This window comes from Candidatus Koribacter versatilis Ellin345 (assembly GCF_000014005.1).
Lineage (GTDB): Bacteria > Acidobacteriota > Terriglobia > Terriglobales > Acidobacteriaceae > Korobacter > Korobacter versatilis_A.
In genome coordinates this window covers 4,953,338-4,979,273 of sequence record NC_008009.1, presented here as the reverse complement: position 1 = coordinate 4,979,273, position 25,936 = coordinate 4,953,338, and the positions used below count along the sequence as shown (strand labels likewise).

Annotated in this window: 18 protein-coding genes; 13 read left to right on the top strand and 5 right to left on the bottom strand. The window is 57.7% G+C overall.

The genetic code is table 11. The features are described from left to right. Positions 1–4: 4 nt before the first annotated feature. The 3 genes from ACID345_RS21835 (at position 5) to ACID345_RS21825 (ending at position 2,416) form a co-directional block, all read left to right on the top strand. Entirely contained in the window at positions 5–646 is a 642-nt protein-coding gene (locus ACID345_RS21835; protein ID WP_011525000.1) for an HNH endonuclease, read from the top strand. A gap of 96 nt (positions 647–742) precedes the next feature. Continuing rightward, the gene (locus ACID345_RS21830) at positions 743–1,171 is read left to right on the top strand and encodes an ExbD/TolR family protein (protein WP_011524999.1); all 429 of its coding nucleotides are present in this window, start codon (positions 743–745) and stop codon (positions 1,169–1,171) included. Between the two features lie 231 nt (positions 1,172–1,402). Beyond that, positions 1,403–2,416, top strand: coding sequence for a hypothetical protein (locus ACID345_RS21825; protein WP_011524998.1), 1,014 nt, complete (start codon positions 1,403–1,405; stop codon positions 2,414–2,416). Positions 2,417–2,496: 80 nt separating this feature from the next. On the opposite strand, the gene ACID345_RS27105 is transcribed toward ACID345_RS21825, so the two are convergent. Together ACID345_RS27105 and ACID345_RS21815 are read right to left on the bottom strand one after the other, a co-directional pair. Beyond that, positions 2,497–5,142: a beta strand repeat-containing protein gene (locus tag ACID345_RS27105; protein ID WP_011524997.1), complete on the bottom strand. Its 2,646-nt coding sequence runs from the start codon at positions 5,140–5,142 to the stop codon at positions 2,497–2,499. Between the two features lie 230 nt (positions 5,143–5,372). After that, the gene (locus ACID345_RS21815; RefSeq protein ID WP_011524996.1) at positions 5,373–6,233 is read right to left on the bottom strand and encodes a hypothetical protein; all 861 of its coding nucleotides are present in this window, start codon (positions 6,231–6,233) and stop codon (positions 5,373–5,375) included. Between the two features lie 147 nt (positions 6,234–6,380). Here ACID345_RS21815 and ACID345_RS21810 point away from each other — a divergent pair, with 147 nt between their 5' ends. The 4 genes from ACID345_RS21810 (at position 6,381) to ACID345_RS27100 (ending at position 11,075) form a co-directional block, all read left to right on the top strand. Then, positions 6,381–8,423, top strand: a complete 2,043-nt coding sequence (locus ACID345_RS21810; protein WP_011524995.1) for a sensor histidine kinase — start codon at positions 6,381–6,383, stop codon at positions 8,421–8,423. Positions 8,424–8,533: 110 nt separating this feature from the next. Continuing rightward, the gene (locus ACID345_RS21805) at positions 8,534–9,004 is read left to right on the top strand and encodes a Crp/Fnr family transcriptional regulator (protein ID WP_011524994.1); all 471 of its coding nucleotides are present in this window, start codon (positions 8,534–8,536) and stop codon (positions 9,002–9,004) included. Between the two features lie 181 nt (positions 9,005–9,185). Further along, entirely contained in the window at positions 9,186–10,724 is a 1,539-nt protein-coding gene (locus tag ACID345_RS21800) for an aspartyl protease family protein (RefSeq protein WP_228370691.1), read from the top strand. A 204-nt stretch (positions 10,725–10,928) separates the two neighbouring features. Beyond that, positions 10,929–11,075, top strand: a complete 147-nt coding sequence (locus ACID345_RS27100; protein ID WP_187148887.1) for a hypothetical protein — start codon at positions 10,929–10,931, stop codon at positions 11,073–11,075. 202 nt (positions 11,076–11,277) lie between these two features. On the opposite strand, the gene ACID345_RS21795 is transcribed toward ACID345_RS27100, so the two are convergent. Then, complete coding sequence (locus tag ACID345_RS21795; RefSeq protein ID WP_041855979.1) at positions 11,278–11,460, bottom strand: hypothetical protein; 183 nt, start codon at positions 11,458–11,460, stop codon at positions 11,278–11,280. Between the two features lie 137 nt (positions 11,461–11,597). Here ACID345_RS21795 and ACID345_RS21790 point away from each other — a divergent pair, with 137 nt between their 5' ends. After that, positions 11,598–13,664 (top strand): alpha/beta hydrolase family protein, encoded by a 2,067-nt coding sequence (locus ACID345_RS21790; protein ID WP_011524992.1) that lies wholly within the window; start codon positions 11,598–11,600, stop codon positions 13,662–13,664. Between the two features lie 101 nt (positions 13,665–13,765). Here ACID345_RS21790 and ACID345_RS21785 read toward each other — a convergent pair whose 3' ends face one another. Then, on the bottom strand, positions 13,766–14,290 hold the full coding sequence (locus ACID345_RS21785; RefSeq protein WP_041855978.1) for a hypothetical protein: 525 nt from the start codon (positions 14,288–14,290) through the stop codon (positions 13,766–13,768). Positions 14,291–14,440: 150 nt separating this feature from the next. Here ACID345_RS21785 and ACID345_RS21780 point away from each other — a divergent pair, with 150 nt between their 5' ends. From ACID345_RS21780 to ACID345_RS21765, 4 genes are all read left to right on the top strand, one after another. Then, entirely contained in the window at positions 14,441–14,800 is a 360-nt protein-coding gene (locus ACID345_RS21780; protein ID WP_011524991.1) for a carboxymuconolactone decarboxylase family protein, read from the top strand. 71 nt (positions 14,801–14,871) lie between these two features. After that, on the top strand, positions 14,872–16,032 hold the full coding sequence (locus ACID345_RS21775; protein ID WP_011524990.1) for a serine hydrolase domain-containing protein: 1,161 nt from the start codon (positions 14,872–14,874) through the stop codon (positions 16,030–16,032). Between the two features lie 325 nt (positions 16,033–16,357). Then, entirely contained in the window at positions 16,358–19,702 is a 3,345-nt protein-coding gene (locus ACID345_RS21770) for a TonB-dependent receptor (protein WP_011524989.1), read from the top strand. Positions 19,703–20,145: 443 nt separating this feature from the next. Continuing rightward, on the top strand, positions 20,146–23,463 hold the full coding sequence (locus ACID345_RS21765) for a TonB-dependent receptor (protein WP_011524988.1): 3,318 nt from the start codon (positions 20,146–20,148) through the stop codon (positions 23,461–23,463). Between the two features lie 46 nt (positions 23,464–23,509). On the opposite strand, the gene ACID345_RS21760 is transcribed toward ACID345_RS21765, so the two are convergent. After that, on the bottom strand, positions 23,510–24,523 hold the full coding sequence (locus ACID345_RS21760) for an alpha/beta hydrolase (protein ID WP_011524987.1): 1,014 nt from the start codon (positions 24,521–24,523) through the stop codon (positions 23,510–23,512). A 162-nt stretch (positions 24,524–24,685) separates the two neighbouring features. Between ACID345_RS21760 and ACID345_RS21755 the strand changes: the two genes are divergently transcribed. Next, positions 24,686–25,849, top strand: coding sequence for a Re/Si-specific NAD(P)(+) transhydrogenase subunit alpha (locus tag ACID345_RS21755; RefSeq protein WP_011524986.1), 1,164 nt, complete (start codon positions 24,686–24,688; stop codon positions 25,847–25,849). Positions 25,850–25,936: the final 87 nt, after the last annotated feature.

Below are 25,936 nucleotides of genomic sequence, written 5' to 3'. Positions count from 1 at the left end.
GATTATGGCGACCGACGCATACTTTACGGGAGGAAGACCACATACACCGCCGCGCAGCCTTACGCGCTCGGGAGACCACAAGGTCGGGAAGTCGCTCGTGCAATACGCCGCGCCTCCGAAGGCGGAGCGTACGCCGCTGCATCAGCCCGTGCTGGTGCTCAACGCGTCGTATGAGCCGATCAACGTATGCGCTGCGCGCCGCGCGATCATCCTCGTCCTGAAGGGCGTAGCCATGGCCGAAGAGACCAACGGCCACACCTTCCACTCCACCCGGTCAGCGTTGCGTGTGCCGAGCGTGATTCGCCTGCTTGAATATCGCCGTATCCCGCACCAGACGCGCGCTCTGTCGCGCAAGAACATCCTGCTGCGCGACCGCAATACCTGCCAGTACTGCGGCGTCCTCCTCGGCTCGAGCGAACTCACGCTTGACCACGTCCTGCCGCGCTCGCGTGGCGGCCTCAGCACCTGGGAGAACCTTGTCGCCTGCTGCCACCAGTGCAACCACGAGAAGGGCAACCGTCTCCCCGCCGAAGCCGGCATGAAGCTGATGCGCGAACCGCGCCCCTTCAACCTCCACACTAGCCGCCACATCATGCGAATGATGGGCCGCTCCGACGATAAGTGGAGGAAGTACTTGTTCTACTAGGAATCAGGAGATTAGCGTGGCGGCGAAGCGATTCGTCGCCTTTTCTTTTGGCTCAACCCCGGGTGTTGGGTGTCTATTGCAGAAGAGGGCATTACGATGCGAACGCAGACGTACTCGCACCGGATCTTTGCAAATGCATTTCAGATGTCGATGCTTGTTGTTCTTCTTGTGCTCTGGACGATTGTGTTTTGCTACCCGCTCCCCTATTCGCACGGAGTTCGCGCCGACCTTCCCAAGTCCAATTTCCCCCAATATCAGGCGCGAGCGCTCAGCGAGGATTCCCTCTCGATTACGTTGTTTCGCGATGGAATCTTCTACTTTCGATCGGAGCACATCCCTCCTGAAGAGCTAACGGCAAGATTGACCGCAGCGACGCTGCTGGGCGCCGAGCGCAAAGTCTATGTTCGAGCCGACGCGCGCACACGCTATGAGCACGTGAAGGAGATCGTCGATGCCGCAGAAAGCGCCGGAATTCGGAATGTTGTTTTTTTGGCCGAACAGCGGAAATCAGCTTCGGCAAAATAAGTCTTCCTGCCCGGCGAACACTCTCACCACTCGCCTTCCTACCCTCAGCACTTTTCTACTCACTCACCTCCCGATTGTTCTTCCGTGAAACTTTTACGCAATGCAGAATCAATGACTTACGCCTGAATCTCTGGAACCTGACCTGCTTCTCACCTTAGTAGCCGGAGTGTCTCTCTTTTCCGGCATCAAACCTAGCAGGCAGTATCTGTTGTACGTCCCCAGGGAGCTTGAATGGCTGAGAGCATCATGGACCAGGTCGTGGCCAACTTGCGTGAGAACGCGGCCCGGTACTACCCCCACCATGCCGATTTGCGCAACGTGCGCGTCGTCGGACACACCCCAAAGTCCGATCATTACATTTACGACATCGTTATCGATTTTTCGGATGGCAGCGAGCGCACCGCCGCCAAGGTCTATCGCAGCAAAGCCGCAGGAAAGGCTCGCGACCTCGCCACGGCTGAACTCAAGAACCTTCAGTTCGCCTACGAAATCGCGGAGAGAAAGAACCTGACGGGAATCCCTCGTCCCCTTGGTGATTTCGCGCAGAACGGCGTCGTGGTCGCTGAGAAACTCAACGGCCTGCCGCTGCAATCGATCGTGATGAAGGCCGCACTTCTTCCCGGCTATGCCGACCATGGCCTGCTGACAGTCGCCGCCCGCTTTACCGGTGATTGGCTCAAACGCTTCCATCACGCGACGCAGGAACCTGCAATTCCGTTCGATGGCGACGCCCTACAGAAAGATCTTGAGAAGCTGTGCACGAATTGCAAAGGAGAAGGCCTCGACGACGCCTCCATCGACTTGATTCTCTCCGGCACCAAGGCAATTCTCAGCAAATCGAAAAAGACGCTGCCGGCCTCCGCCGTGCTCTGCGATTTCACTCCGCTCAACGTGCTCGTCAGCGAGCAGGGAATCGGTATCGCCGAGTACGCAAAGCTGGAACGCAAAGGCTACTCGTACTTAGATGTCGCGCACTTCATGGCCTGTGTGGAGGCCTTGGAGAAGTATCCGTTCTGTGATCGCGACCTCATCGGCGAAGTGCAAGCCGCGTTCCTCGATGCCTACGAAGTCAGTGAGGCCGACGAGCAACTGCTCCGCGTCTTCAAAATGAAATCGCTGCTTACCATGTTTGCTGCCGGCCGCAATATCAAGGAAAGCGCACTGCGCAAGCGCGTGATGTGGGCCACGGTCATGAAGCGCTTCATCCACCAGGCAGCGCAGCGCTCCATGGCTCCGGCGGCGTAAAAGAAAAAGAAAGGCTGCAACTCTTGCGAATCGCAGTCTGAAGTGCAAGAAGGCGTCCGTGATCGCGGACGCCTTCTCTTTTAGTTCTTCGGAGCCTGTGCCTTCGCCAGCGCGCCAGATGCCGCGTCGGCTTGCGGATTCATGGCATCCTCCGGAGATCCGCCAAACGCCTCGGGATGAATGTACTTTCCCCGCTCCGTCAGCGGTTTCTCCACTTCCGTCTGAGCCGGATTGGTTCTCGCGAAGGCATCATGCCGGATGCCCGTCACCAGCCACGAAACCTCCATGTTGGGCTTCCCTCCGGAAATCTTGAAACGGTTGTTCTTCACCCGGGCCGCTACGTAAAGATTTGGCGCAGACCGTCCCAGTGGCGTCAGCATGTATCGGAAGTCCTGATTGAGGGCCTCGAAGTAGGCAGGCAATTGCACCCACGCTTCTCCCTTGGCATCAAGCTTCACGACCCCATCATAGAGAGTCTTCATGTCAGGCGATTCAATGCTGGTGTGGTAAAGCAGCTTGTTCTTGGGATCGAGCGGATCGTCGATGACGAAATCCTTGGTGCCTGCGGAAATCGAGCCCGTAACACTCAGATTGCCGCCGACGAACAAAGAGTGCGCGATGGTCACGTACCCAGAGGAAGTAATCGCCATATTGTCGCCGTTACTCTGGCGGAAGTGCATAGCGCCGCCGCTCGGGACATTAAAGAGCAGATCCGTGCCGTTCGAAATCAGGTTGTAATTGTTGCAGCTGGTCATCGTGAAGAGCCCGCCGCTCACCGGGCCAATTCCAAACCCGAGAAATCCCGCGCCGCATCCGGGGTCGCCGACCTGCATTTGGAGGGTGTTTCCTGAGGCAGGCGAGTTGATTGAAACCTGCCCAAAGAAGCGTGCGGCATAAGGGATACCAAAACCCCCGCCGCCCGGAGTTGCCCATAGTCCGTCGCCGCCGGTTCCTGAGCTGGCACCACCGCCGTAAGCCGCAATGCCAACGCCACCGATTCCCGAGGTACCGTTCACGTACCCGCCGTAGGATTGCACGCCAGTTCCGCCCTGCGCGTTAGAGCCAGTACCTTGACCGCCGTTGGCGTGAACGCCATGGCCTGGAGCGATGCTCGAGGTCCCTGCCCCGCCGATAGCCTCCACGCCGTTCCCCGGAGCAGCTGTGGCGGTGGAATAGGCGCCGGCGGCGTAGATGCCATTTCCGCCGACTGCATTTGCCGCACTACCGCCGCTGCCTCCAGAAAAGCGGCCGCCGTCGCCACCGGTATTTGTGGTAGCGGAGCCACCCAAGCCGGAGACGCCCGGGCCACCTGACGCACCTGCACCGCCCCTCGCGTCAATGGCCAGGATTCCAGTTGCACCGGACGTTGGGCCACCGTAAGCTTCGACACCGACCTGGTCAGTGCCGCCCTGAAAAGTTCCGCCCGCTGAGTTTGTCGTGGTGCCATTCGCTTGAATGCCCTGGTAGAAGATCTGCAGCCCTCCAGAGCTGAGTTGCGCGAAATCGGACGGCCCATACCCCTGCATGTAAGAAGCATTGAGGTTCGGAACAACGGTGTTCGACTTGACCACCAACGGCGCTGTGCCGCTCGCAATGTTAGAAACGAATTGCGAGGCTGATGTTACCGTTCCAATTCCATCCACGGAAAACACTTCCGTGTTCGCTGCTCCCGACTGTCCGCTGAACAGCTTTCCGCTGGCAGTGTTTTGAAAGACGGCAGACGTACCACTCGCGCTTGCCACCGATGTCCGCATTCCGATCGTGTTGCCCGTCGACGCTGTGGAAGTGGCATACAAACCGATGCCGCTCGTCGAGGCTGTCGTTCCGCGGAAGCCGACACCCGGGCCAGTCGCCGCGGTGTTCTGTGCGAACACACCATATCCGTTCGGCGCCGCCGTGATGCCCTTAATGCCCGTAGCTGCGCCCGACGTACCCGTCGAAGTACCGTAGATGCCGATGCCGTCACCGGAGACCGTGGATCCACGCAAACCTACGGCGACCCCCGATGCGGCGGTGTTGATTCCCGCCGCGCCAATTCCCGTCGCGGAGGTGGTGCTGCCCGAAATGCCGTTGCCCGACACTACGTTCGCCACCAGCCCGGAACCGGTTCCGCTCTGGGTCACGAGTACGACCTGATTTGTCGTGGTATCGGTGAAGTTGGTCGCGTTGTTCGTCGGCACGTTGGTTTTTGCGCCGGCGTTCTTCTTTACGGGTGTCCCATTCGTTCCGTTCGTAGCCTGCTGCTGAATCTGTTGCTGCACAACCGTGTTCAAGTTCTCCGACGTCACAAAGTCGCTCGCGCTATGTCCGGCGAGTGTCTCAGCCTCCGCGGCCTTCATCGCGTACGGCACGCTCACCAGCAGCACACGCGGGAGCTCAGCCTGCCCTTCCACTTTGATGCCGAGCCACTGTGCCTCTCCCGAAGAGAAAAGCTCGCTTGGGATACCTTCCGCCTTGGTGGCGCCCAGAAGTACGGAGTATCTGCCGGAGGCATCAAGCTTGATGTTCTGTGTCTCTGTCCATAACGTTACGTTGTCTTGTTGTTGTTTATGGAGCGTGAAGGTGATTGCGACAGTTCCTGTCGGTACATTGATCTGTCCTGAAAAACGAATCAAACGCGGTACCGCGGTCTGTGATGTCGTGGTCGTGGAAGGAACTGGACTAGTCTGGGCACCTGCTGCGAAGCACAACGCCGCAATCACCAGAGACGGAAGACTCTTTCTCATCGAACGCTCCATGCTGAACTGAACTACAAAGGGCCGGGGCACACGTTGTGCAATTGGATATGCTTCGGTGCTGACAACACGAACATGCCGAAAACGCCAGTTTGCTGTGCGAGGTCGAGCACTACCTAAAGAGGCGAAGGCTGAGAGGAGATTTTGCGAGGAATTCTGGTAGCAAGATAGAAAAGGGCGACAAGAAGTCGCCCTCCAACACGTTCGTGGTACGAGCTTGATTATTTCGGAGGTGGAGACTGTTGCGGCGTCTGGCTCTTACCGCCGCCCTGTTCCTCGCCCTTCTTTACTTCCTGGCCGTCGTAGGTGATCTTCACGGCCGATCCGAATCGCTTGTAACGCGCATACTTCACGATCTGCCGGGTATGGATATCACCGTTGCTGAAGTGCAATTCGTCATCGGCCTTGGTGTACGTCGGAAACCAGTACACGCCGTCCACCTGTTCGCGCCATGTCGTGAACTTCGGGAACAGGTTTTCGTTTCCCTTTTTCTTGATGTCCGGCACCGCTTTACCGAATGTCTTCACGATCTGTAGATCGTGATTGTCCACCCACACGCGACCTTCGAAGTACCGCTTATTTTTCTCAATCTTTATCGGAGAGATGTCGAACACATAAGTGTTCAACTCGTCCTGCTTCTGCTGCCCAACGTACTTGATGCTGTATTCCGGAATCTCATCGGACGTCAACACGAATGGCATCAATTTGCGGAAATCCGCTTCGTCTTCCGGGGTCATCTGGATGCGTTCGAGCGTGCTTGCCGGTGCGAATGTCACGTGTTCAATGCGTTTTGCTTTGTCGTCGAATAACACGTCGAATTCCTGCTTGTACTCGCCATCCACGGTGTCGCCATCGACCGTCTGCACGATGATCGTCTGGTGCCAGGTGTACTTCTCTCGCGCCTGCTTGAATTCCTTCTCTTTGGCGGCGAACTTCTGGATAATTTGATCCACCGCGATACCGGTCGGCGGATTCGGATTCAGTTCGCCTTCGCCGCGGTCGTCGGCACGCAGTGCTGGGCTCACGCAGAGCAGCAACGCAATCATGGGGGCAATGCGGAAAATCCAAGGTCGGGAGCGCATGACTCTTTCTATCTTAGACGCATCGCCACCCAAGAACGTCACGTTTCGTGCTCTGAGTCGAAAGGGGAGTGTCGTTGGTAACGCTCCTGCCGCCTTTCCCAATTGCGGCAAGTGCTTGTTTCCTTGAGAATAACTACTCTGGCCCATATGCAGGAGCTCTTTCGCCATCTTCCGTCGCCGCTGATTCTCGGTACCCTGGTCGGCATCTTCTTCAGCATCTACCGCCATAATCGGACCTCCCGCGTCCGCTTCTGGCTGCTGGCGTGGATCCTGATCTTTCTCCATTTTGTCGTCCCCATCGTCACCCTGACGCCGACCCGCTTCGACACCGTAATCGCTGGCTTCGACGCCGCCACCCTGCAACTCGCCGGTCTCGCCTTCATTTTTTCGCTGGTGCCACTACGTCTTACCGAACGTGTGCGCTGGTACTGTTTCTTCGGAATCTCCATCCCGATCGCCATCTACTCGGCCCTCTGGATCACCGAGAGCACTCACAAGCTGCCGCAAGCCATTTGCGTTTCCCTGGTTTCGCTCGGCGGTGTGTGTGCCTACCACTACTTCTGCATCAACCGCGATTGGGTGGATAACGTCGTCGAGTTCTCGCTTGTTCTGCTCGGTTTCGTCTCCGTTTACCAGATCTACTACGGCAATGTGAGCGGCCCCTATCACGGCATCATGACCGGCAGCTACGCCCTGGCCGGAGTCTTCGTCATCCGCCACTACTGGCGCAAGACTCCCGGTGTCCTCGTCACCTCAGGAGGCCTCTTCGCCTGGTCCTTTGTCTGGGCTCTCGCTGCCTATTTGCCAAACGTGGTGGAGAAAGCAGGCGAGGCCGCCTCCGATCTCTGGAACGTCCCGAAGTTAGTTGTCGCCTTCGGCATGATTCTCATCCTTCTTGAGGATGAATCCATCGCCGCGCAGGACGCCCGCGACCGTGAGCACGCCCTGAATCACCAGGTCGAGCGCTTCGCCGAAATCACCTCGCAACTCCTCGGCGCCGTGGACGTCCCTCCCTTCTGCGAAAAGATCGCGAATGTCATTACCGAAGAGGGCAACTTCCACCGTGTTGTCGTCCTGCTCGCCGACGACAGTCATCATCTCCACATCGCCGGAAACTCCGGTCTCTCTCCCGAAGCTCTCGCGCACGTCCAGCAGATCGCGACGAAGATGAGCCTTGAGGAGATCACACGGCTTTGTCTCTCAGCCCCGAAAATCGGCAAGAACTCTTATGTGGTTCCCGCCGAGAGAATCGCGGCAGGACGCTTCCTGCGCAGCGGCCGCGAATATCCCGTTCACCCTCGCTGGCGCCAGGGAGATGAACTCCTCGTACCGCTTCAGTCCCACCGCGGCCTTACCGTTGGCTGCTTCTTCCTCGACGATCCCAAGGATCTCGATCGCATCGGATGGGAAGAACTCTCCAAGATCGAACTTCTCGCCGCCGATCTAGCCGTCGCCATCGATCGCACCTCGATGCACCGCCAGATGATCCAGCGCGAGAAACTCGTCGGCATCGGCCAGTTAGTCTCCGGCGTCGCCCATGAACTCAACAATCCGCTGACCGCCGTTCTCGGCTACACCGAATTGATGGGCGACTATAACCTTCAGCCGGAGGTCGCCCGCGACCTCACCATCGTTCGCCGCGAAGCCAATCGCATGAAGCGCATCATCGAAAACCTCCTGCGCTTCTCGCGCCAAAGTCGCTCCGAAACCACCACCACCGATTTCAATGCCGTCCTGCAGGACGTCCTCACCCTGCGCGAGTACGACCTCAACGGTCGCGGTATCAAGATCGCGACCAACGTTCCTGCTCAGTTGCCGAACATCGCGATCGATCAGAGCCAACTCAAGATCGTCCTCTCCAACCTCATCGCCAACGCTATCGACGCCGTGCAGGAGCGCCCGACCAAGGAGATCTCTCTGGAAGTCCGTGATCTCGGCGACAAGCTCCTCGTCAATATCACCGACAGTGGCCCCGGCTTCGCCGACCTCAACCGTATCTTCGACCCGTTCTTCACCACCAAGTCTCCTGGCCGCGGTATGGGTCTCGGCCTCAGCATTTGCTATGGGATCATGCGCCAGCATGGCGGAGAGATTTATGCCGCGAACGTCCATCCCCAGGGCGCTTGCATCTCAATTGAAGTTCCGACGGTCGCTGCACTCCGGGTCCGCCCGGTAGAAGTCGTGAGCTAACAGCACTTTCCGGCTATTCGCCGAGTGGCGTCACAGCACCTTGTGACAGCAGTCACAGCGGGGCGGTTTGCCCGTTGCGATACTAAACATGGCCGCGGAGGCCGCTATTTGTGACGCAACCGATTCATATCCCCAACCAAGCCTTTGTTTCCCCACCCGAGCTCGTGGACGAGCTCAAGCCCCTAGGCCACGAGATAACCGCCGTGCGGGGCACCATCCTCTTTCATGAAGGGGATCCGGCCAAAGGGGTCTACATCGTGCTCCAGGGACACGCCTCCCTGACCATGAGCACCGAGAATGGCAATACCGTTCTCGCTCGCAGCTCTGGCCCTGGAAGCCTGCTGGGTCTGCCGGGCACTTTCTTGCGCGGCATTTATCAACTGACCGCCGAGATCGATGAAGACTCGCGCCTCATCTTCGTGGAACGTGAGAAGGTCCTCGAGTTCCTTCGTCAGCGCACCGACCTCTGCATGATCGTTCTCAGTGTCCTCGGCAACGAGGTCTCGCAGATGCCGATACAACCGGTTCAGCCGAAGCGCCGCGCTTCAAGAAAGCAACAGCAAGCCGCGCGCCTGGCCTAATAAAACTTTCATCCCCCAATTCCCATTTCCTACCATTCGCCCGCCTACCCCGGCGGGCTTTTTTCTGCCCCCCTGTCATGCTGAGCGGAGCACGCGAAGCGCGCGCAGTCGAAGCACCCCTATCATCACCAACCCCTCATATGTCCACCGATTCTGCTACCATCCGGCCCATATGCCCCGGGTGCCCCTGCTACTCGTCCTGCTCTGCGCACTCCCGCTCTTCGCCCAATCGCCAACACTCGAACAACAAGCTCTCGATGCCTGGCGCACCTACGACTACCCCACCGCCGAACGTCTTTACCGCCAGGCTCTCACCGCGAATCCTACTTCCGGCGACGCCCACGGTGGACTCGTCCGCACGCTCCTGAACGAAAAGAATCTCCAAGCGGCCCGCGATGCCGCGAATACCGCTCTCCGCGCCGCCCCCGACTCCGCAGCTGTCCAGGCCGCTTCCGGCGATGTCTTCTTCCGCGATGGACGGATCGAAGATGCCGAAATCGCCTACCGGCGTTCCGCAAAACTCGACGACAATTGCGCCCGCGCCTGGCACGGCCTCTCGCAGATCGCGCAGATCACCTCGAACTACCGCAGCGCCCGCCGCGACATCTTCAAAGCCCACGAACTCGATCCCAAAGATCCTGAAATCTACGAATCCTGGGCGAGTCGCTTGCCGCGACCGGAGCGCCGCAAGGCCGTCGAATACCTCGTGGACCACCACGGCCACCTCGATCCGGACCGTCTCAACATCCTGCAATCGCGGCTCGCATGGCTTATCGTCCTTGGCAACAAAACCGCGTGGAAGCTCGTCAGCACCAGGGAAACCGCCAAGCTGAGGCTTGACCACATCGTTTCTGCCGCGCATCTTGGCGACGGCCGTTTCACCACTCCGCCGCGCGAAGGCGCCGTCGCCATACATGTCCGCTTCAACGACAAGAAGACGGTCTCCCTTCTCCTCGACACCGGCGCCAGCGGCATCGTGCTGCGCAAGAGCGACGCCGCCAAAGCCGAGATCAAACAGGTTTACGACATCGCCACGAAAGGTATCGGCGACGAAAAGCCCGCTAACGGATATCTCGGCTGGGCTCACGACGTAAAGATCGGCCCCATCGAATTTGAGAACGTTCCTGTCACGGTCCTCGACGCAAGGTTCCCCGAAGGCTCCGACGGATTGATGGGCATCGATGTCTTCGAGCACTTCCTCATCACCCTCGACATCAAGAACTCCGAGCTAAGTCTCGCGCCTCTGCCCGAGATTCCCGCCAACCTTCGCGACGAAGCCGGCGCCGCCGATCGTTATGTCGCGCCGGCAATGCAGTCGTTCGACCGGGTCATGCACCTGGGCGCGCACATCCTCGTCTCCACCAGTGTCGACCAGCAACCCGCCGGCCTCTTCTTCCTGGATACCGGCGCCTTCGACACCCAGATCGATCCAAATAACGTCTCCAAATCCAAACTTCAGCCCGCCCCCGGCTTATCTGTGCGCGGCCTCTCCGGTAACGTTCGCGACGTTTACGTCGCCAGTAACGTTCAGATCCAGTTCGGCCGCTTCACCCAGGACAACTTCCGCATGGTCGCCATCAGCATGGATAAACTCAGCGAAGGCGAAGGCATCGCCCTCGGCGGCATCCTGGGCTTCCCACTCCTAAGCCAGTTCCGCCTGACCATCGACTACCGCGACGGCCTCGTCAACTTCGACTACCACAACTCGAATAAACGCTGAATCCGCATCTCAAAGTCGCGAAGCGACGCCACGTAATAGCCCACCGCGTAAGCGGTGGGAAAGCTTCAGCGGACGGCACCCGTTGTTATCACACCCTCCTCGTGATCCATCGCACAACAACCTGTGTCCGAAATCACCGATTCCCTTGCCCCCATCCCAGTACTGTGTCTACGTGGGGCATTCCCAAGAAAACCCAATTGTTCTTTGAAAACCGCATCGCCGGATGAAGGCGTCGCTCAGGATGAATGCATCGGCCTGAATACCTGCGTCGCTCTGAATACTGTGTCGTTCGCGATCGACGCCAGCCCGGAGGGCGTCCGGGATTCTCAGCACGACGAGATAGCGTCGTGAAAGCAGGCGCAAACGATGCAAACTCGGATGGGCGGCGTGGCCTCGGGTTGCGAGGCGCAAGCCTCGCAACCGCACGGGAACTATAACCGCCCCTAACCCCTTACTTATGAATATTTTGCCTATAACTCTTTTATTTGGAATATTTTGCGAGGATTCATCGCGTAAACCCTTTGGAATCAGGATCAGGTGGGGGGAGGGGGTACTACTTCTCGTCGGTCTTCTCAGCAGGCAACGCGACCTCGTGTTTGCGGAGGGTGTCGTAGGCGATGTCCGCGATCTTTTCGATCGTCCCGGTGCGTGGCCGGGCGCGCTGGTCATCCGCAGTGTCGGATGAGTTCAGGTCTTCCGGAGAACCGTCAGCCGCAAAAGCAAATCGGTAACGCATAACGGGATGAAGTATAGCTCTGGTTCAGCAGCTCCGAAATGGCCTGAATCTCTTAACCCATGAGCTGATCTGGTTCCAGTTTCGTCTGCCGTTCATTTACACTGGCTCGTTTTGCCCTACGTTTCGGAGGCATCTGTATGGTTCGTCGTTTTCTCGTCGCTCTTTTATTGCTGAGTTCTTTCGCGGTCGCGCAGTCCAAACGTGCCTTCACCTTCGACGACATGATGAAGCTCAAGCGCGTCGCCGAGCCCTACCTCTCGCCCGACGGCAAATGGGCCGCCTTCACCGTCACCGACGTTTCGCTTGAAACCAACAAAAAGACGAACCACATCTGGATTGTCCCCGTAGCCGGCGGCGAAGCGCGCCAGCTCACCAACTACAGCGGGGAAGATAACTTCCGTTTTTCCCCAGACGGCAAATCAGCCCTTGCCATCACCGACGCAGAAGGCAGCTCGCAGGTCTATGTTCAGGATTTCGATACCACCACCGGCACGCTCACTGGCGATCCGCGCAAAGTGACCTCGATCTCCACCGAAGTCAGCGCAGCCACCTGGTCGCCCGACGGCAGGAGCATCCTCTTCGTCTCCGCCGTCTGGCCCGATTGCAAAGATGATGCCTGCAATAAGCAGCGCGACGACGAACGCTCGCAGTCGAAGGTAAAGGCACAAATCTTCACCCATCTCCTCTACCGTCACTGGAACGCCTACGGCAACGGCAAGCGCTCGCACCTCTTCATCCAGTCTCTCGAAGGCGGCGAACCCCTCGACCTCACCCCCGGCGATCACGACGTCCCGCCGTTCTCGCTAGGCGGCCAGGACCAGTACTCGTTCTCGCCCGACGGCAAAGAGATCGCCTACGCCAGCAACCTCGACGAAGTCGAAGCCACCAGCACCAACACCGACATCTTCGTCGTCCCCGTCACCGGCGGCACGCCGAAGAAGATTTCGACCTCGCCCGGCGCCGATTCCACGCCGCTCTACTCGCCCGACGGCAAGTACATCGCATTTCGGTCGCAAGCCCGCGCTGGTTACGAGAGCGACCGCTTTCGACTGATGCTGTACGAACGCGCGACGGGGAAGACGACGGAGTTGACGCAGGGATTTGATGGCTGGGTGGAATCGATCGTGTGGCACCCAAACTCGCGCGGACTGTTCTTCACGTCCGAGTTGAAGGGCGAAGCCCCAGTCTACTGGGTGGAACTACAAGGTCACCCGATCGAACTTTGGGCTGGCTTCAATGACGGGTGCCAAGTCACGCCTGCGGGCACGTTCCTAGTCTGCGACGTGATGTCAATCAAAGCTCCCAACGAGATTCAAACGATCAAGATCTCAAACTTGAAGGAGATCACACACAAACCCGAAGGCGGCGGGTCCATTGACCAGATCACCCACATCAACGCCCCGATCCTCGACCAAGTCCAGATGCAGCCCATTGAGCCTTTCTGGTTCACCGGCGCCGAGGGAGTAAAAGTCCAAGGCTTCCTCGTGAAGCCGCCGAACTTCGATGCCTCCAAGAAATACCCCGTGAAGTTTCTCATCCACGGCGGCCCGCAAGGCGCTTGGGGCGATGATTGGTCCTTCCGCTGGAATCCCGAACTCTTCGCCGCCAACGGCTACCTGGTCATCATGGTCAATCCGCGCGGGTCCACTGGCTACGGACAGAAGTTCATTGACGATATCAATGGCGATTGGGGTGGCCGCGCGTATCAAGACCTGATGCTAGGCCTCGACTACGCCGAGAAAAACTTCGCGAACGTCGACAAGGACCGCGAGTGCGCTCTCGGCGCCAGCTATGGCGGCTACATGGCGAATTGGCTTGAGGGTCACACCACCCGCTTCAAGTGCATCGTCTCGCACGACGGCATGTTCAACACCGTCTCAGCCTTCGGCACCACCGAAGAGCTTTGGTTCAACAACTGGGAGTTCAAAGGCACGCCGTGGACGAACCCGGAAATGTACAAGAAGTGGTCGCCGAACCAGAGCGTCGCGAATTTCAAGACCCCGATGCTCGTCGTGCACGGCCAGCTCGACTACCGTCTCGACGTCAGCGAGGGCTTCCAGCTCTTCACGTACCTGCAGTTGCAGAAGGTCCCGTCGAAGATGCTCTACTTCCCCGACGAAGGTCACTGGGTCCTGAAGCCGCAAAACTCGCAGCTCTGGTACAAAACCGTCAACGATTGGGTCGACCAGTGGACGAAAAAATAAGTCCTTAACCACGAAGGACACGAAGTCTCACGAAGGATTTTTGAATTTCTATTTTCCTTCGTGAACTTAGTGTCCTTCGTGTCTAAAGATTTTGCTTTTGCTTATTTCGCCATCATCCCATCCAGTGCCCAGTTCGCCAGTTCCTGGATGATCTCCTGCAGTTCAGACTGAACATCTTTCGCGGTTGCGCCCTGTTTCATCTCGATCTGCGTTTTGAACTTGTCGATCTTCTTGGCGTTCTTATCGAGCAGGGTGAACTCGAGATATGCCGTGGATGCAGGATGCGGGTTCTTCTCGTCCGCATTCGCGTCTTCCTGCTTCAGTCCGCCGCCTTTGGGAGTTGGCCACTCGCGATTGGTATTGATGACGAGACCGTAATCGCACTTCATCGCCTGCATCTCGCCCTTCGCGCCCTTGTCGTTGTAGGCCATCATCAGTTGCGCGGTTACCTTGTCACCGCGCGAGCTGGCCTCCTTGTTGATTGCCTGGAGAGTCGGCTGCTGAATGTTCCAGGTCGGGGAATCACCACCGCCCACTCTGCCAACGCAGATCTGATGTTGCGCCACACCGAACGACGTCAGGAGGAAGAACAGGCCTGCGAGGGCCGCGACACGTAAAGAATCCATAGATATTGCCTCGCCAGATATTTTAAGGGCACTGGCCTCTACAGCAAAGCGCATGTTGACATCCCGCCCCAGATGTAAACAATGTGTGCCCTGCGAATCCAACCGGATTTCGCGACATCTAGACTCGGGAGCGAAAGCTCGGGAGGATTCATGCTCGATTGGAACCAATACCAGAAGGAACTTGGCGCCCGCCTTAAGGAGCTCTCGGGACTCAGCCCCGACACCCTGAAAGGCTACATGACGCTGAGCGGCGCCAACAAGGAAACGACCCATCTCGGGGAGAAGACGCGCCAGCTCATCAGCCTGGCCGTCGCCGTCACCACCCGCTGCGACGGTTGCATCGTCTTCCACACCGAGGCCGCCATCAAGGCCGGCGCCACCAAGGAGGAGATCTCCGAAGCGCTCGGCGTCGCGGTAGGCATGAATGCCGGGGCCGCCCTGATCTACAGCACCCGTGTCCTCGACGCCTACGCCGCAAAGACAGAGCACGCCGCCACCACCGCGGGCTAATTCCATCGAAGCTCCGCGCCAATTCCAGCGCGCGGAGCTTCGAACTTGCGCGAGCGGTTACACTCTTGCGCATGCGGATTCTTCTAGCGCTCCTGCTTTTATCAGTTGTTGCCTTTGCGCAGCTTCCAGCCAACGAACTTAAGAAGTTCTACGAAGACGGTCTTAAGCAGCACGGCATTGTCGGCAGCTCGCTTGCCGTCCTTGATCACAACAAGATCGTCTTTCGAGATACCGTCGGCTTTCAGGATCTCGTCTCCAAAACGCCAGTGGACGAGAACACCACCTTCCATTGGGCGTCGGTGAGCAAAACCTTCACCGGCATTGCGATCATGCAGCTCCGCGATCGAGGGCTGCTCTCGCTCGACGACCCGATCGTGAAATATGTCCCCGAGATCGCGCAGGCGCACGATCCTTTCGGCCCGATCTCGGCGATCACGATTCGCCAGGCGATGTCCCACTCCGCGGGCTTCCGCGATCCCACGTGGCCGTGGCGCGATGCCGACTGGCAGCCCTTCGAACCGACCGAGTGGTCGCAACTCGTCGCGATGATGCCGTACACCGCGGTCGAGTTCCAGCCCGGCTCGAAGTACAGCTACTCGAATCTCGCAGTCGTCTTCCTCGGTGAGATCATCGAGCGGCTCTCGGGTGATCCTTATGAAGCCTACATGGAGAAGAATGTCCTTCGTCCGCTCGGGATGGAACACTCCTACTACGATCGCAGCCCGGCATATTTGTTGAAGCACCACTCGCACAGCTATCACATAGAAAAGGGCAAGCTCGCTGAGCTGGAGTTTAACTTCGACACCGGTATTACCCGCTCGAACGGCGGCCTCAATTCCCCGATCCCAGACATGATCAAGTACCTGAACTTCCTTGTCGGCGATCCGGCCCGCCGAGCCGAGTACGACGCGGTCTTAAAGCGCTCTTCACTGGAAGAGATGTGGAAACCATTGTTGCCGGTTCCGGTGAGCGAAGACTTCCCATCACGCAAGGGTGCGCGCGACTTCGTCACCACCAGTTTCTTCGTTCACGAAGACAACGATCTCAAACTCATTGGACACATGGGCTGGCAGAATGGATTCATCGCGCACATCTATATTGATCCGCAGCAGAAGAAGGCCTACGTCGTTAACTACAACACCGAAGCTATGGACGCCGAACAGAACACGCGCAAGCTCAATGAACAGTTGCGCGATTTCTTAATCGACAATTTCTTCGCGCCGAAGAAGTAGGGATGTATTGCTTCCATGATGGGACGAACCTTGAAACTTTTTTTAAGATAAAGCGTCGTGATAGCCGTGAAGCCCTCTGTCCATGCGGGTTTGCGCGTAGTTCATCCCATCATTTACCTCCAGAATTCGGAATCTCTGGAACCAGGTTCCGATGAAATCTCATAGCACACGTCGCAGATGTTTTTGCGCACGCCTGTGTTTTTGAGGATTCGCACAAATCCAGAATTCGGCGATGTGATTGCACTCTCCTGATTAGCCACTCTTGCTGAGAATTTCACGTGGGACGAAATTCATGGCATCGGTGGAGATTCAATGAGGAGAAGCAATGCAACCACAATTTGGTAAGCGAAGAGCGGCATTCGTTAGTGTTCTGCTATTCGCACTTATCTTTGCTGTTTCTGCGTGGGGCCAAACGAGTAAAGGAATCATCGCTGGAACAGTCACAGATACGAGCGGAGCCGTTGTCGCCGGAGCACAGGTAACAGCGTCAAACACGGATACCGGCGAAACACGCACCGTTCAGTCGGGACCGACGGGTGCGTACCGCGTTGAGGCAGTCACACTCGGCAAATATCGCATCAACGTATCGTTCCAGGGTTTTCAGAGCCAGGTTATAAATGGCGTTGAGGTTGCCGGATCGGTGATGACTGCGGTTGATATCAAACTGCAAGTCGCCAGCGCCGCCAGTACAGAAGTGACGGTATCGGCGGACAACAACCAGGTGCAGACCGAAAATGGCGAGATCTCCAGCACGATCACTACGAAAGAATTGACCAATCTACCGCTCGCCTCCCTGAACCCGATCGAACTAGCACTGACGCAGCCCGGCGTTATAGACAATGCCGGCCGTGGAAGCACGAACGGCATGGGTTTCTCGGTGAACGGTTCACGTCCACAGAGCAACAACTTCCTGATTGATGGTCAGGACAATAACGACAACAGCATTCAGGGCCAGGCGTATCAGCCACAGAATCCGAACGCAGTGCAGGAAGTCGCCATCATGACGAACTCCTACTCCGCGGAATTCGGTCGTGGCGGAGCTTCGGTCACCAACGTTATTTACAAGAGCGGCTCCAATCAGTTCCACGGAACGCTGAGCGAACTCTACTCGGGCTCCGGATTGAACGCGATCGACGCCGCCAACGGCCTTACTGGAATGAAGGACGGCGGCGATTGCAACCGAGCGCCGAATTTCTTCCCATGTAAGACGCGTTTCGACTCCCACACCTTCGGATTTACGTTCGGCGGTCCGCTCATTAAGGACAAGCTGTTCTTCTTCGGCAGCGGAAACTGGGAGCGCACCTACGGTCAGGAGCAGAACAGCAACATTCTGATCCCCACTGAAACCGGCATCGGCCAGTTGCAGGCGTATGGATCGGCGAACGCGACTCTTCTGACCCAATACCTCGGATCTCTCCGCGGATCTACGGTTGGAGCGACGTGCGTCAACACTGGCATTTCGTCGTTGCCTTGCGTAGAGATGGGCAATTACACGCCGACCGCGCCGCAGCAAAACACTGACACGCAGTGGAACATCAAGGCGGACTATCTGCCGCGGCAGACCGACACCATTACCTTCAACTATCTCCACGACCGCGGCTACTTCGCGCCTGACTGGTTCGCGAATCCGGGTTCCGTATTGCCAGGCTTCGAAACCTTCCAGGGCGGACCGTCGTGGATCGCGGGCGCTTCGTGGACGCACACCTTTAGCTCGAACAAGGTGAACGAATTCCGCGCGTCCTACGGACACCTCGGCTTCACGTTCGGACCTACGGCCGCAACTACAGGGAATCCGCTTTATCTAATGCCGAGCCTGGCACTGAGCAGCGCCGGATTGGATGCATTCCCGCTATTGGGTACTGACTCAGCTTTCCCGCAGGGTCGTAGCCACCGCACCATGCAGTTGCAGGATGGCTTCACCATTACGAAGGGCAGCCACACCTTCAAGATGGGCGCGGACGTCGCGCGCATCTGGGTGACGGACCAGATTCCAATCAACACCCGCGGAACTCTGACCTTCACCGATGGTGGCGGCTACACCGCACTCGGCAACTTCCTCGATAATTTCACCGGCACCAGCGGCCAGGCGTTGGATCTCCAGACAGGTAATCCTACGGTGAAGCCCACGTTGCTGCAGAGCGGCTACTACTTCCAGGACAACTGGAAGGTGCGGCCGAACCTGACGTTGAACCTCGGCGTCCGTTACGAGTATCAAACGAATCCCGAGAACTCACTCCCGTACCCGGCGGTGTCGAACATCTACGGCGGCGATAACAATTTCCCGACGGTGGTGAAGGCGGACCAGCAGTTCTCGCACATCGCTCCTCGCATCGGGTTTGCCTACTCGCCAAACTTCCTGCCAAGCATCTTCGGAAACGGCAAGACCGTTCTCCGCGGCGGCTTCGGCATTTTCTATGATGCGATCTACACCAACATTCTCGATAATACGGCCTCGTCCGCACCGAACTCGATCGACGAGCCGCTGTTTGGCTCGGACTCTTCGAACGCGCGCGGTTTCGCCAACGCAACCGGACAGTTCAGCGGACTCTCAGGTACCTTGAGCCCGTTCAATACCGTTACAAGCATTGCGAAGGACCTCACCAATCCGCGTACCACGCAGTGGAACTTCAACATTGAGCGTGAACTGCCGGCAGACATGCTCCTGACGGTCGCCTACCTGGGATCGCGTGGACAGAAACTGTTGGTGAATGACGACTACAACCCCTTCGGCGGCTACGATGCCAGCGGCAACTATATTCCGCGCTTCAATTCGAACCGCGGTGCCATGGCAATTCGCACCAATGGCGGTGATTCCTACTACAACGGCCTGGCAGTTACGGTCGAGCGCAGGTTCTCTCATGGCTTGATGCTGCGCAGCGCATATACGTTCTCGAAGTCCATTGATGACAGCTCGAATATTTTCGTCATCACGGGCGGATCGTCGTATGCGCAGGACCCAACCAACCGCCAGGCGGATCGTGGTTTGTCAGCCTTCAACGCGTTCCATCGTTGGGCGTTTACCTACGTGTGGGACGTACCGGGCTTCAAGGCGCAGGACAACAAAGTGCTGAACGGCCTCGCGTACCTCTCCCGTCATTGGGAATGGACCGGGACCACGACCCTGCAGTCTGGCTTGCCTGACACGATCTACGATAGCTTCGATAGCAGCGGTCGCGGCCACAGTTCGAGTGGACGTCCGGACCTGTTGAACGCTTCGGCGCCCATGAATGCGATTGCTTTGCCGGCAGCGTGGGGAGCTTGCGCACCGGGCGCGGATTACTGCGACCTGGCGACGCTGAACTCGCTCTCTGCCAGCGACCTGAGCAACTATCATTTCCTGGTTCCGTTTGGCGCGCCGGGTACGGTGGGACGCAACAACTACATCCTGCCTGGCCAGGTGAACTTTAACTTCGGAATCAACCGCAACATCCCGATTCCGCGTCACGAATCGCAAGTGGTGACGCTGCGCGTGGAAATGTATAACCCGTTCAATCACCCGAACCAGTCGGCACTTCCGAACCAGGGCATGTGGAGCACGAACGTCTCTGACATGTTCCTGGTTGGACAGGACTCGAGTGGGAACCTCAACAACCCGAGCCACCTGTTCGACACCTACTGGGCACGCCAGGGTGCGCGCAATATCAAGCTGTTGATCAAGTACCAGTTCTAGGGAACACACTGCACCATTTGTTCGCCCCTGCCGAAAGGCAGGGGTTTTTTTTACGACCCAATGGTCTGCGTCTCGAGAGAGCCGAAGGAACCATGCCTTTGGAGATGAGCACGCTGCGATCAATCCCGCGCAGCATTTCTTCGTCGCGAAGTAGGACTCTAGGCTCGTCATCTGGCGTTTTGTATTGCGTTCCCGCGCGCAGTGCAAGTGACGCTGGGCAGCGCAAAGTTTCGTCAATCCTGAACATCGTTTTCAGCTCCTAAATTCAGAATTCCCGAAATGAGAACGCATAGAAGTTCGTACCACGAGGTTCGTAAGTCCTTAGCTTTAAAACGATTCACCCCACACTTTCGTGGAAGGAGAATTGCTCTTCACTGAGTGCTGAATTGCGCGGGAATTCCAGCAAGCGGAATCCCGTTTTCATAGAAGCACGAGGAGAAGCGATGTATCAAAAAATCGGAACGCGAAGTGTGGCAATCGTTAGCCTGATGTTGCTCATACTCACCTTCGCCGTTACCGGATTGGGCCAAACTAGCAAGGGCATCATAGGTGGCACAGTTACCGATAACAGCGGAGCAGTGGTCGTAGGAGCACAAATTACAGCAACCAATCTCGACACCGGCGATTCTCGCACGGTGCAATCCGGACCGACCGGAGCCTTCCGTATGGAGGCGTTGAATCTCGGGAAATACAAAGTGACCGTCGGGTACCAGGGCTTCCAAACGCAGACCGTGACGGGTCTGGAAGTGGCTGGCTCGGTCATGACCCCGCTCGATATCAGACTACAGATTGCGAGCGGCACCGCGACGGAAATTACAGTTTCCGCGGATACCAACCAGGTTCAGACGGAAAACGGCGAACTTTCCGGCAGCATCGGTTCAAAAGAACTTTCGGATTTGCCGATCAGCAGTCTCAACCCAATCCAACTGGCGTTGACGCAGCCTGGAGTAATCGACAACAACGGCCGTGGCAGCACGAACGGCCAGGGTTTCTCCGTCGCCGGCGGGCGTCCGCAGAGCAACAACTTCCTGATCGATGGTCAAGACAACAACGACAACAGCATCCAAGGTCAGGCGTTCCAGCCGCAGAATCCCAATGCGGTCCAGGAAGTCGCGATCATGACGAACTCTTACTCGGCAGAATTCGGCCGCGGTGGATCATCGGTCACCAACGTTATCTTCAAAAGCGGCACGAACCAGTACCATGGCACGCTGAGCGAACTCTATTCCGGTTCCGGATTAGATGCGATCGATGCGGCCAACGGCCTTGCCGGCATGAAAGATGGCGGTGATTGCAACCGGGCCCCGAATTACGCTCCCTGTAAAGGCCGCTACGATACGCACACCTTCGGATTTACCGTGGGTGGCCCGATCGTTAAGGACAAGCTGTTTGCGTTCGGCAGCGGATTGTGGAACCGCACTTACGGCAATGAAGTCTCGAGCACCTTCACCATTCCCACGGCGAACGGAGCGGCGCAGCTATCAAGTTATGGTTCGACCAATGCGAACCTGATGCTGCAGTATCTCGGTAACATTCGCGGGGGCTCAAACATTCAGAACGTGGCCACGGGCATTGCGAGCATGCCGTTCGTCGAAATGGGCGACGCGACCCGCATTGTTCCGGAGCAGAGCACGGACACGCAGTGGAATGTGAAAGTGGATTACCTGCCCCACCAGAGCGACAGCATTACCTTCCACTACCTGCATGATCGTGGCTATTTCTCGCCCGATTGGTTTGCAAACTCGAGTTCGGTTCTGCCGAACTTTGAAACCTACCAGGGAGGACCGTCCTGGATCTCGGGTGGCTCCTGGACGCACACATTCAGTTCCAACAAGGTGAATGAGTTCCGTGTCTCTTACGGCCATCTCGGATTTACTTTCGCTCCAACAGCGGGAACGACTGCAAATCCTCTTTATCCATTGCCTTATCTCTCTCTGAGCAGCCCAAGCACGTTCCCGCTTCTCGGCACGGATTCCGGTTTCCCGCAAGGGCGTAGCCATCGTACTTTGCAACTTCAGGAGGCGTTCTCGATCACGAAGGGAGCGCACACCGTCAAGATGGGTGTCGACATCGCCCATATCTCGGTGACCGACGACATTCCGATCAACTCTCGCGGATGGATCACCTTCTCGGCGGGTGGCGGCTACAGCGCTCTCGGCAATTTCCTCGACAACTACACAGGGCGCAGCGGACAGGCCCTCGACATCCAGATTGGCAATCCGCGCGTGGAACCGACTCTCCTGCAGAGCGGATACTATGTGCAAGACAATTGGAAGATCAAGTCGAACCTGACCTTGAACCTCGGTCTTCGCTACGAATATCAGACAAATCCCGAGAATTCGCTGACGTACCCAGCCGTGAAGCCGATCATGGGCGGCGAAGTCGCGTTCCCCACCGTGGTGAAGGCAGACCAGCAGTACATGCACTTCGCGCCACGTATCGGGTTTGCCTACACGCCTGATTTCTGGCCGAGCCTTTTCGGTGACGGCAAAACAGTCATTCGCGGCGGTTATGGAATTTTCTACGACGCGCTGTACACCAACATTCTCGACAATACGGCGTCCTCTTCACCAAACTCGATCGATGTGCCCTTGTACGGCCGTAATGGCGGCGCGCGCGGTTATGCAAGCGCGACCGACCTCTTCAACTCGCTTGATCCGGTCGTCAGCCCTTTCAACACTGTCACCAGCGTTTCGCAACGCATGACCAATCCGCGTACCACGCAGTGGAACCTGGACGTCCAGCGCGAACTGCCGTGGAACCTGCTCGCGACCGTCGCATATATCGGCAGTCGCGGTCAGAAGCTGCTGGTAAACGACGACTACAACCCCTTCGGCGGATATGACGCCACGACGGGCGCTTACATTCCCCGCTATAACTCGGATCGCGGAGCCATGGCAATCCGCACCAACGGCGGCGACTCGTACTATCACGGCCTCGCCTTCACGGTGGAGCGCAAGTTCAACAAGGGCCTCATGCTGCGCAGCGCGTATACCTTCTCGAAGTCGATCGACGACAGTTCGAACATTTTCGTGATCACGGGTGGATCGTCGTACGCGCAAAACGTGTGGGACCGCCAAGCCGATCGTGGCTTGTCTGCTTTCAATGCATTCCAGCGCTGGGCGTTTACTTACGTTTGGGACGTTCCGGGCTTTAAGTCCGAAAACAAGGCCCTCGACGTGCTTGGATACATTTCACGTCACTGGCAGTGGACCGGGACCACCAGTCTGCAGTCTGGTTTGCCCGACACGATCTATGTCGGCTCACTCGACAGCACTGGCGAGGGTCACGGCTACAGCGGACGTCCGGACGTGCTTAGCAGCAGAGCGCCGATGACGAACGTGGCGATCTCCGGCCAATACTCTTATTGCTGGCCGGGCGACGCCCAAACGGCACCCGCGTACGACTGGGCTACTTGCGCCCCGATCAGCCAGAGCGACCTGAATGGATACCACTGGTTTATTCCATTCGGTCGTCCAGGAAACGAAGGACGTAACAGCTACATACTACCGGGACAGATCAACTTCAACTTCGGCATCAATCGCAACATTCCGATCCCGAAGCATGAGTCGCAGTTCCTGCAGCTCCGCGTCGAGATGTACAACCCGTTCAATCACCCGAATGAGTCGGCGAACCCTGGCGGTTTCTGGACGACGGACGTGAACACGATCGCGCCCGACAATCCAAGCCACCTCTTCGATAAGTTCTGGGCACGCCAGGGAGGTCGCAGTATTCGCCTCTCGGCCAAGTACCAGTTCTAAGCTGCAGTTTGTGTTTACTTCGCCCCTGCCAAAGGCAGGGGCATTTTTACGATCCGACGGTCTGTGTCTTCGAGAGCGCCGAGGGAACCATACCTTTGGCGATTAGCACGCTGCGATCAATGCCGCGAAGCAACTCTCTCATCAGGGGATAGCAATCCGATTCGTCGGGGAAAAAGTAAGATCCGTGCACGGAAATACCGCTGACATCCGGATGGATGAGGTTGGTGCAATCGATGTCCCAAACGTTGTCCGGAAGCGCGGTAGTCTGATCGAGTCCACTGCGTCCGAGGCGTCGTTTGCCGAAATGCTTTAGTCCCGATGAGACGCCCAGCACGGCGTCTCGGCCGCTGTAGAGGGCGGTGATCCGGTACGTGAGATTGGCGATGCCCTCACCGTCGCCCGATTCGACGACTTCGCCGCTTCGGAAGAGATCGTTGTCCACATCGGCCGCGACCATTAACGCTTCATGTACCAGGCTTACCAGCAGCGGACGGTTCTTCTTCGTCCAGGTGTAATTCATCGCGCACTGGAAGACGTAATTGCCCATGCTGTGGGCGATGAGCGAGGTCTTCGCCTTGCAGGCGTTGTTTACATCCTTGGCGGCGGCGTTTTCCTTGATCAGCAACCAATCGTAGAGATCGCTGAGCACGTCGGCGAAATCCTCGGCAGATTGCCGCGCTTGGCTCCGGTCGGGCAGATAGCCCATCAGGTCGCCCTTGGAAGGCCAGTCGAACGAAATGCACTCGCCGAGGCCGTTCGCGCCGGAATACATGCTGGTTGCAACGCGCTGGTAGAGGCCCATCGCATCCGACCACGAGTTGTTGTAGCCGTGCACGAGAAACGTAATGTGCTTCTGGTCCGCGGGCTGAGTGGTGGTCGGAGGAGGAAAAGTATCCGCAACCGCGACGAGCTTGGCGCGGAAACTGTCCTTCGTTTCCTGGCTCCACGACGCTTTTTGCTTGGGATCGGCGTCTGCCGGAGCGGTCCAGTACGTGACGTCTGCGAATGTCGTGCCGAAACCATTGGCTTCGATATTGCGATTGGTGATGAGCCAATACATGTAGTTCTCCGTCTGAAAGGATGAGGCCAACAAGGGTATGCGTGGCAATCGCAGAGTCAATTACGAATTCGGACATTGGCCGGGTTTCCCCATTCGCGCGCGAGGGTGTACTATGCCGTGCGGCGAGTTTGGTTCACTCACGAATTACGAAAGGGAGTTTTCGTGATTGTTGGTGTTCCCCGAGAGTCCTATCCGGGGGAGCGGCGAGTTGCGCTGACCCCGGCAGTTGTTCCGAACCTGGCGAAAGCGGGCTTAGAAGTCGTTATCCAAGCGGGTGCCGGCGCTGATGCCGGTTATCCCGATGCCCTGTATGTCGAAAAGGGTGCGAAGGTCCTGCCTGACCGCGCTTCCGTCTTTTCTTCCGCCGACACAATTCTTCAAGTTCTTGGCGACGGCGCCAATGACATTACCGGCGCGCAGGACGTGCCGTTCTACCGCCGAGACCAGGTGCTGGTCGGATTTCTGCGTCCACTTGGCACGAAAGAGGTCGTCCAGCAGATTGCCGACGCCGGCGTGACTTCATTCGCAGTCGAGTTGATGCCACGCATTACCCGCGCGCAGAGCATGGACGCACTCTCATCCATGGCAAACATCGCCGGATACAAGGCGGTGCTCATGGCCGCCGACCTCGTTCCGCGTGTTTTCCCAATGATGACCACTGCAGCAGGAACGATTACGCCAGCTCGTGTGTTGATTATCGGCGTAGGCGTTGCGGGGTTACAGGCGATTGCAACCGCCCGTCGTCTTGGTGCAGTGGTGAGCGCTTACGATGTCCGGCCCGCAGTGAAGGAGCAGGTGCAGTCGCTCGGCGCAAAGTTCGTCGAACTGCCTCTTGAAACTAGCGACGCGCAGGATGAGCGCGGCTACGCGAAGGCGCAGGACGAGGCCTTCTATCAAAAGCAGCGCGAACTGCTAGGTAAAGTTGTCGCCGAGAGCGACGTGGTGATTACCACCGCCGTGGTGCCGGGCAAGAAAGCGCCTTTGCTCGTTCCTGCCGGGATGGTTCGTGGCATGCAGCCGGGATCCGTCGTCGTGGATCTCGCGGCAGAACGCGGTGGCAACTGCGAACTGACGAAGCCTGCACAAAATGTGGTCGAGAATGGCGTGACCATCGTCGGGCAAGTCAATGTCGCCAGCGGCGTGCCGTTCCACGCGAGCCAGATGTACGCCAAGAACCTGCTGACCTTCCTGCAATCGCAGACCAAGGAAGGGAAGTTCCTCTACGACATGAGCGACCAGGTCACCACTGACACGCTGCTCACGCGCGGAGGACAGATCGTGAACAAGCGCGTGCGCGAACACTTCGGTCTGCCGCCGCTCGCATGAACAAGCATTTGGGTAAAGCGGACGTTTACGCCCGCGTCACTGGGGCTTCTGCCCTGAGGTACGAATACTCGTGATCTTCAAGCTGAA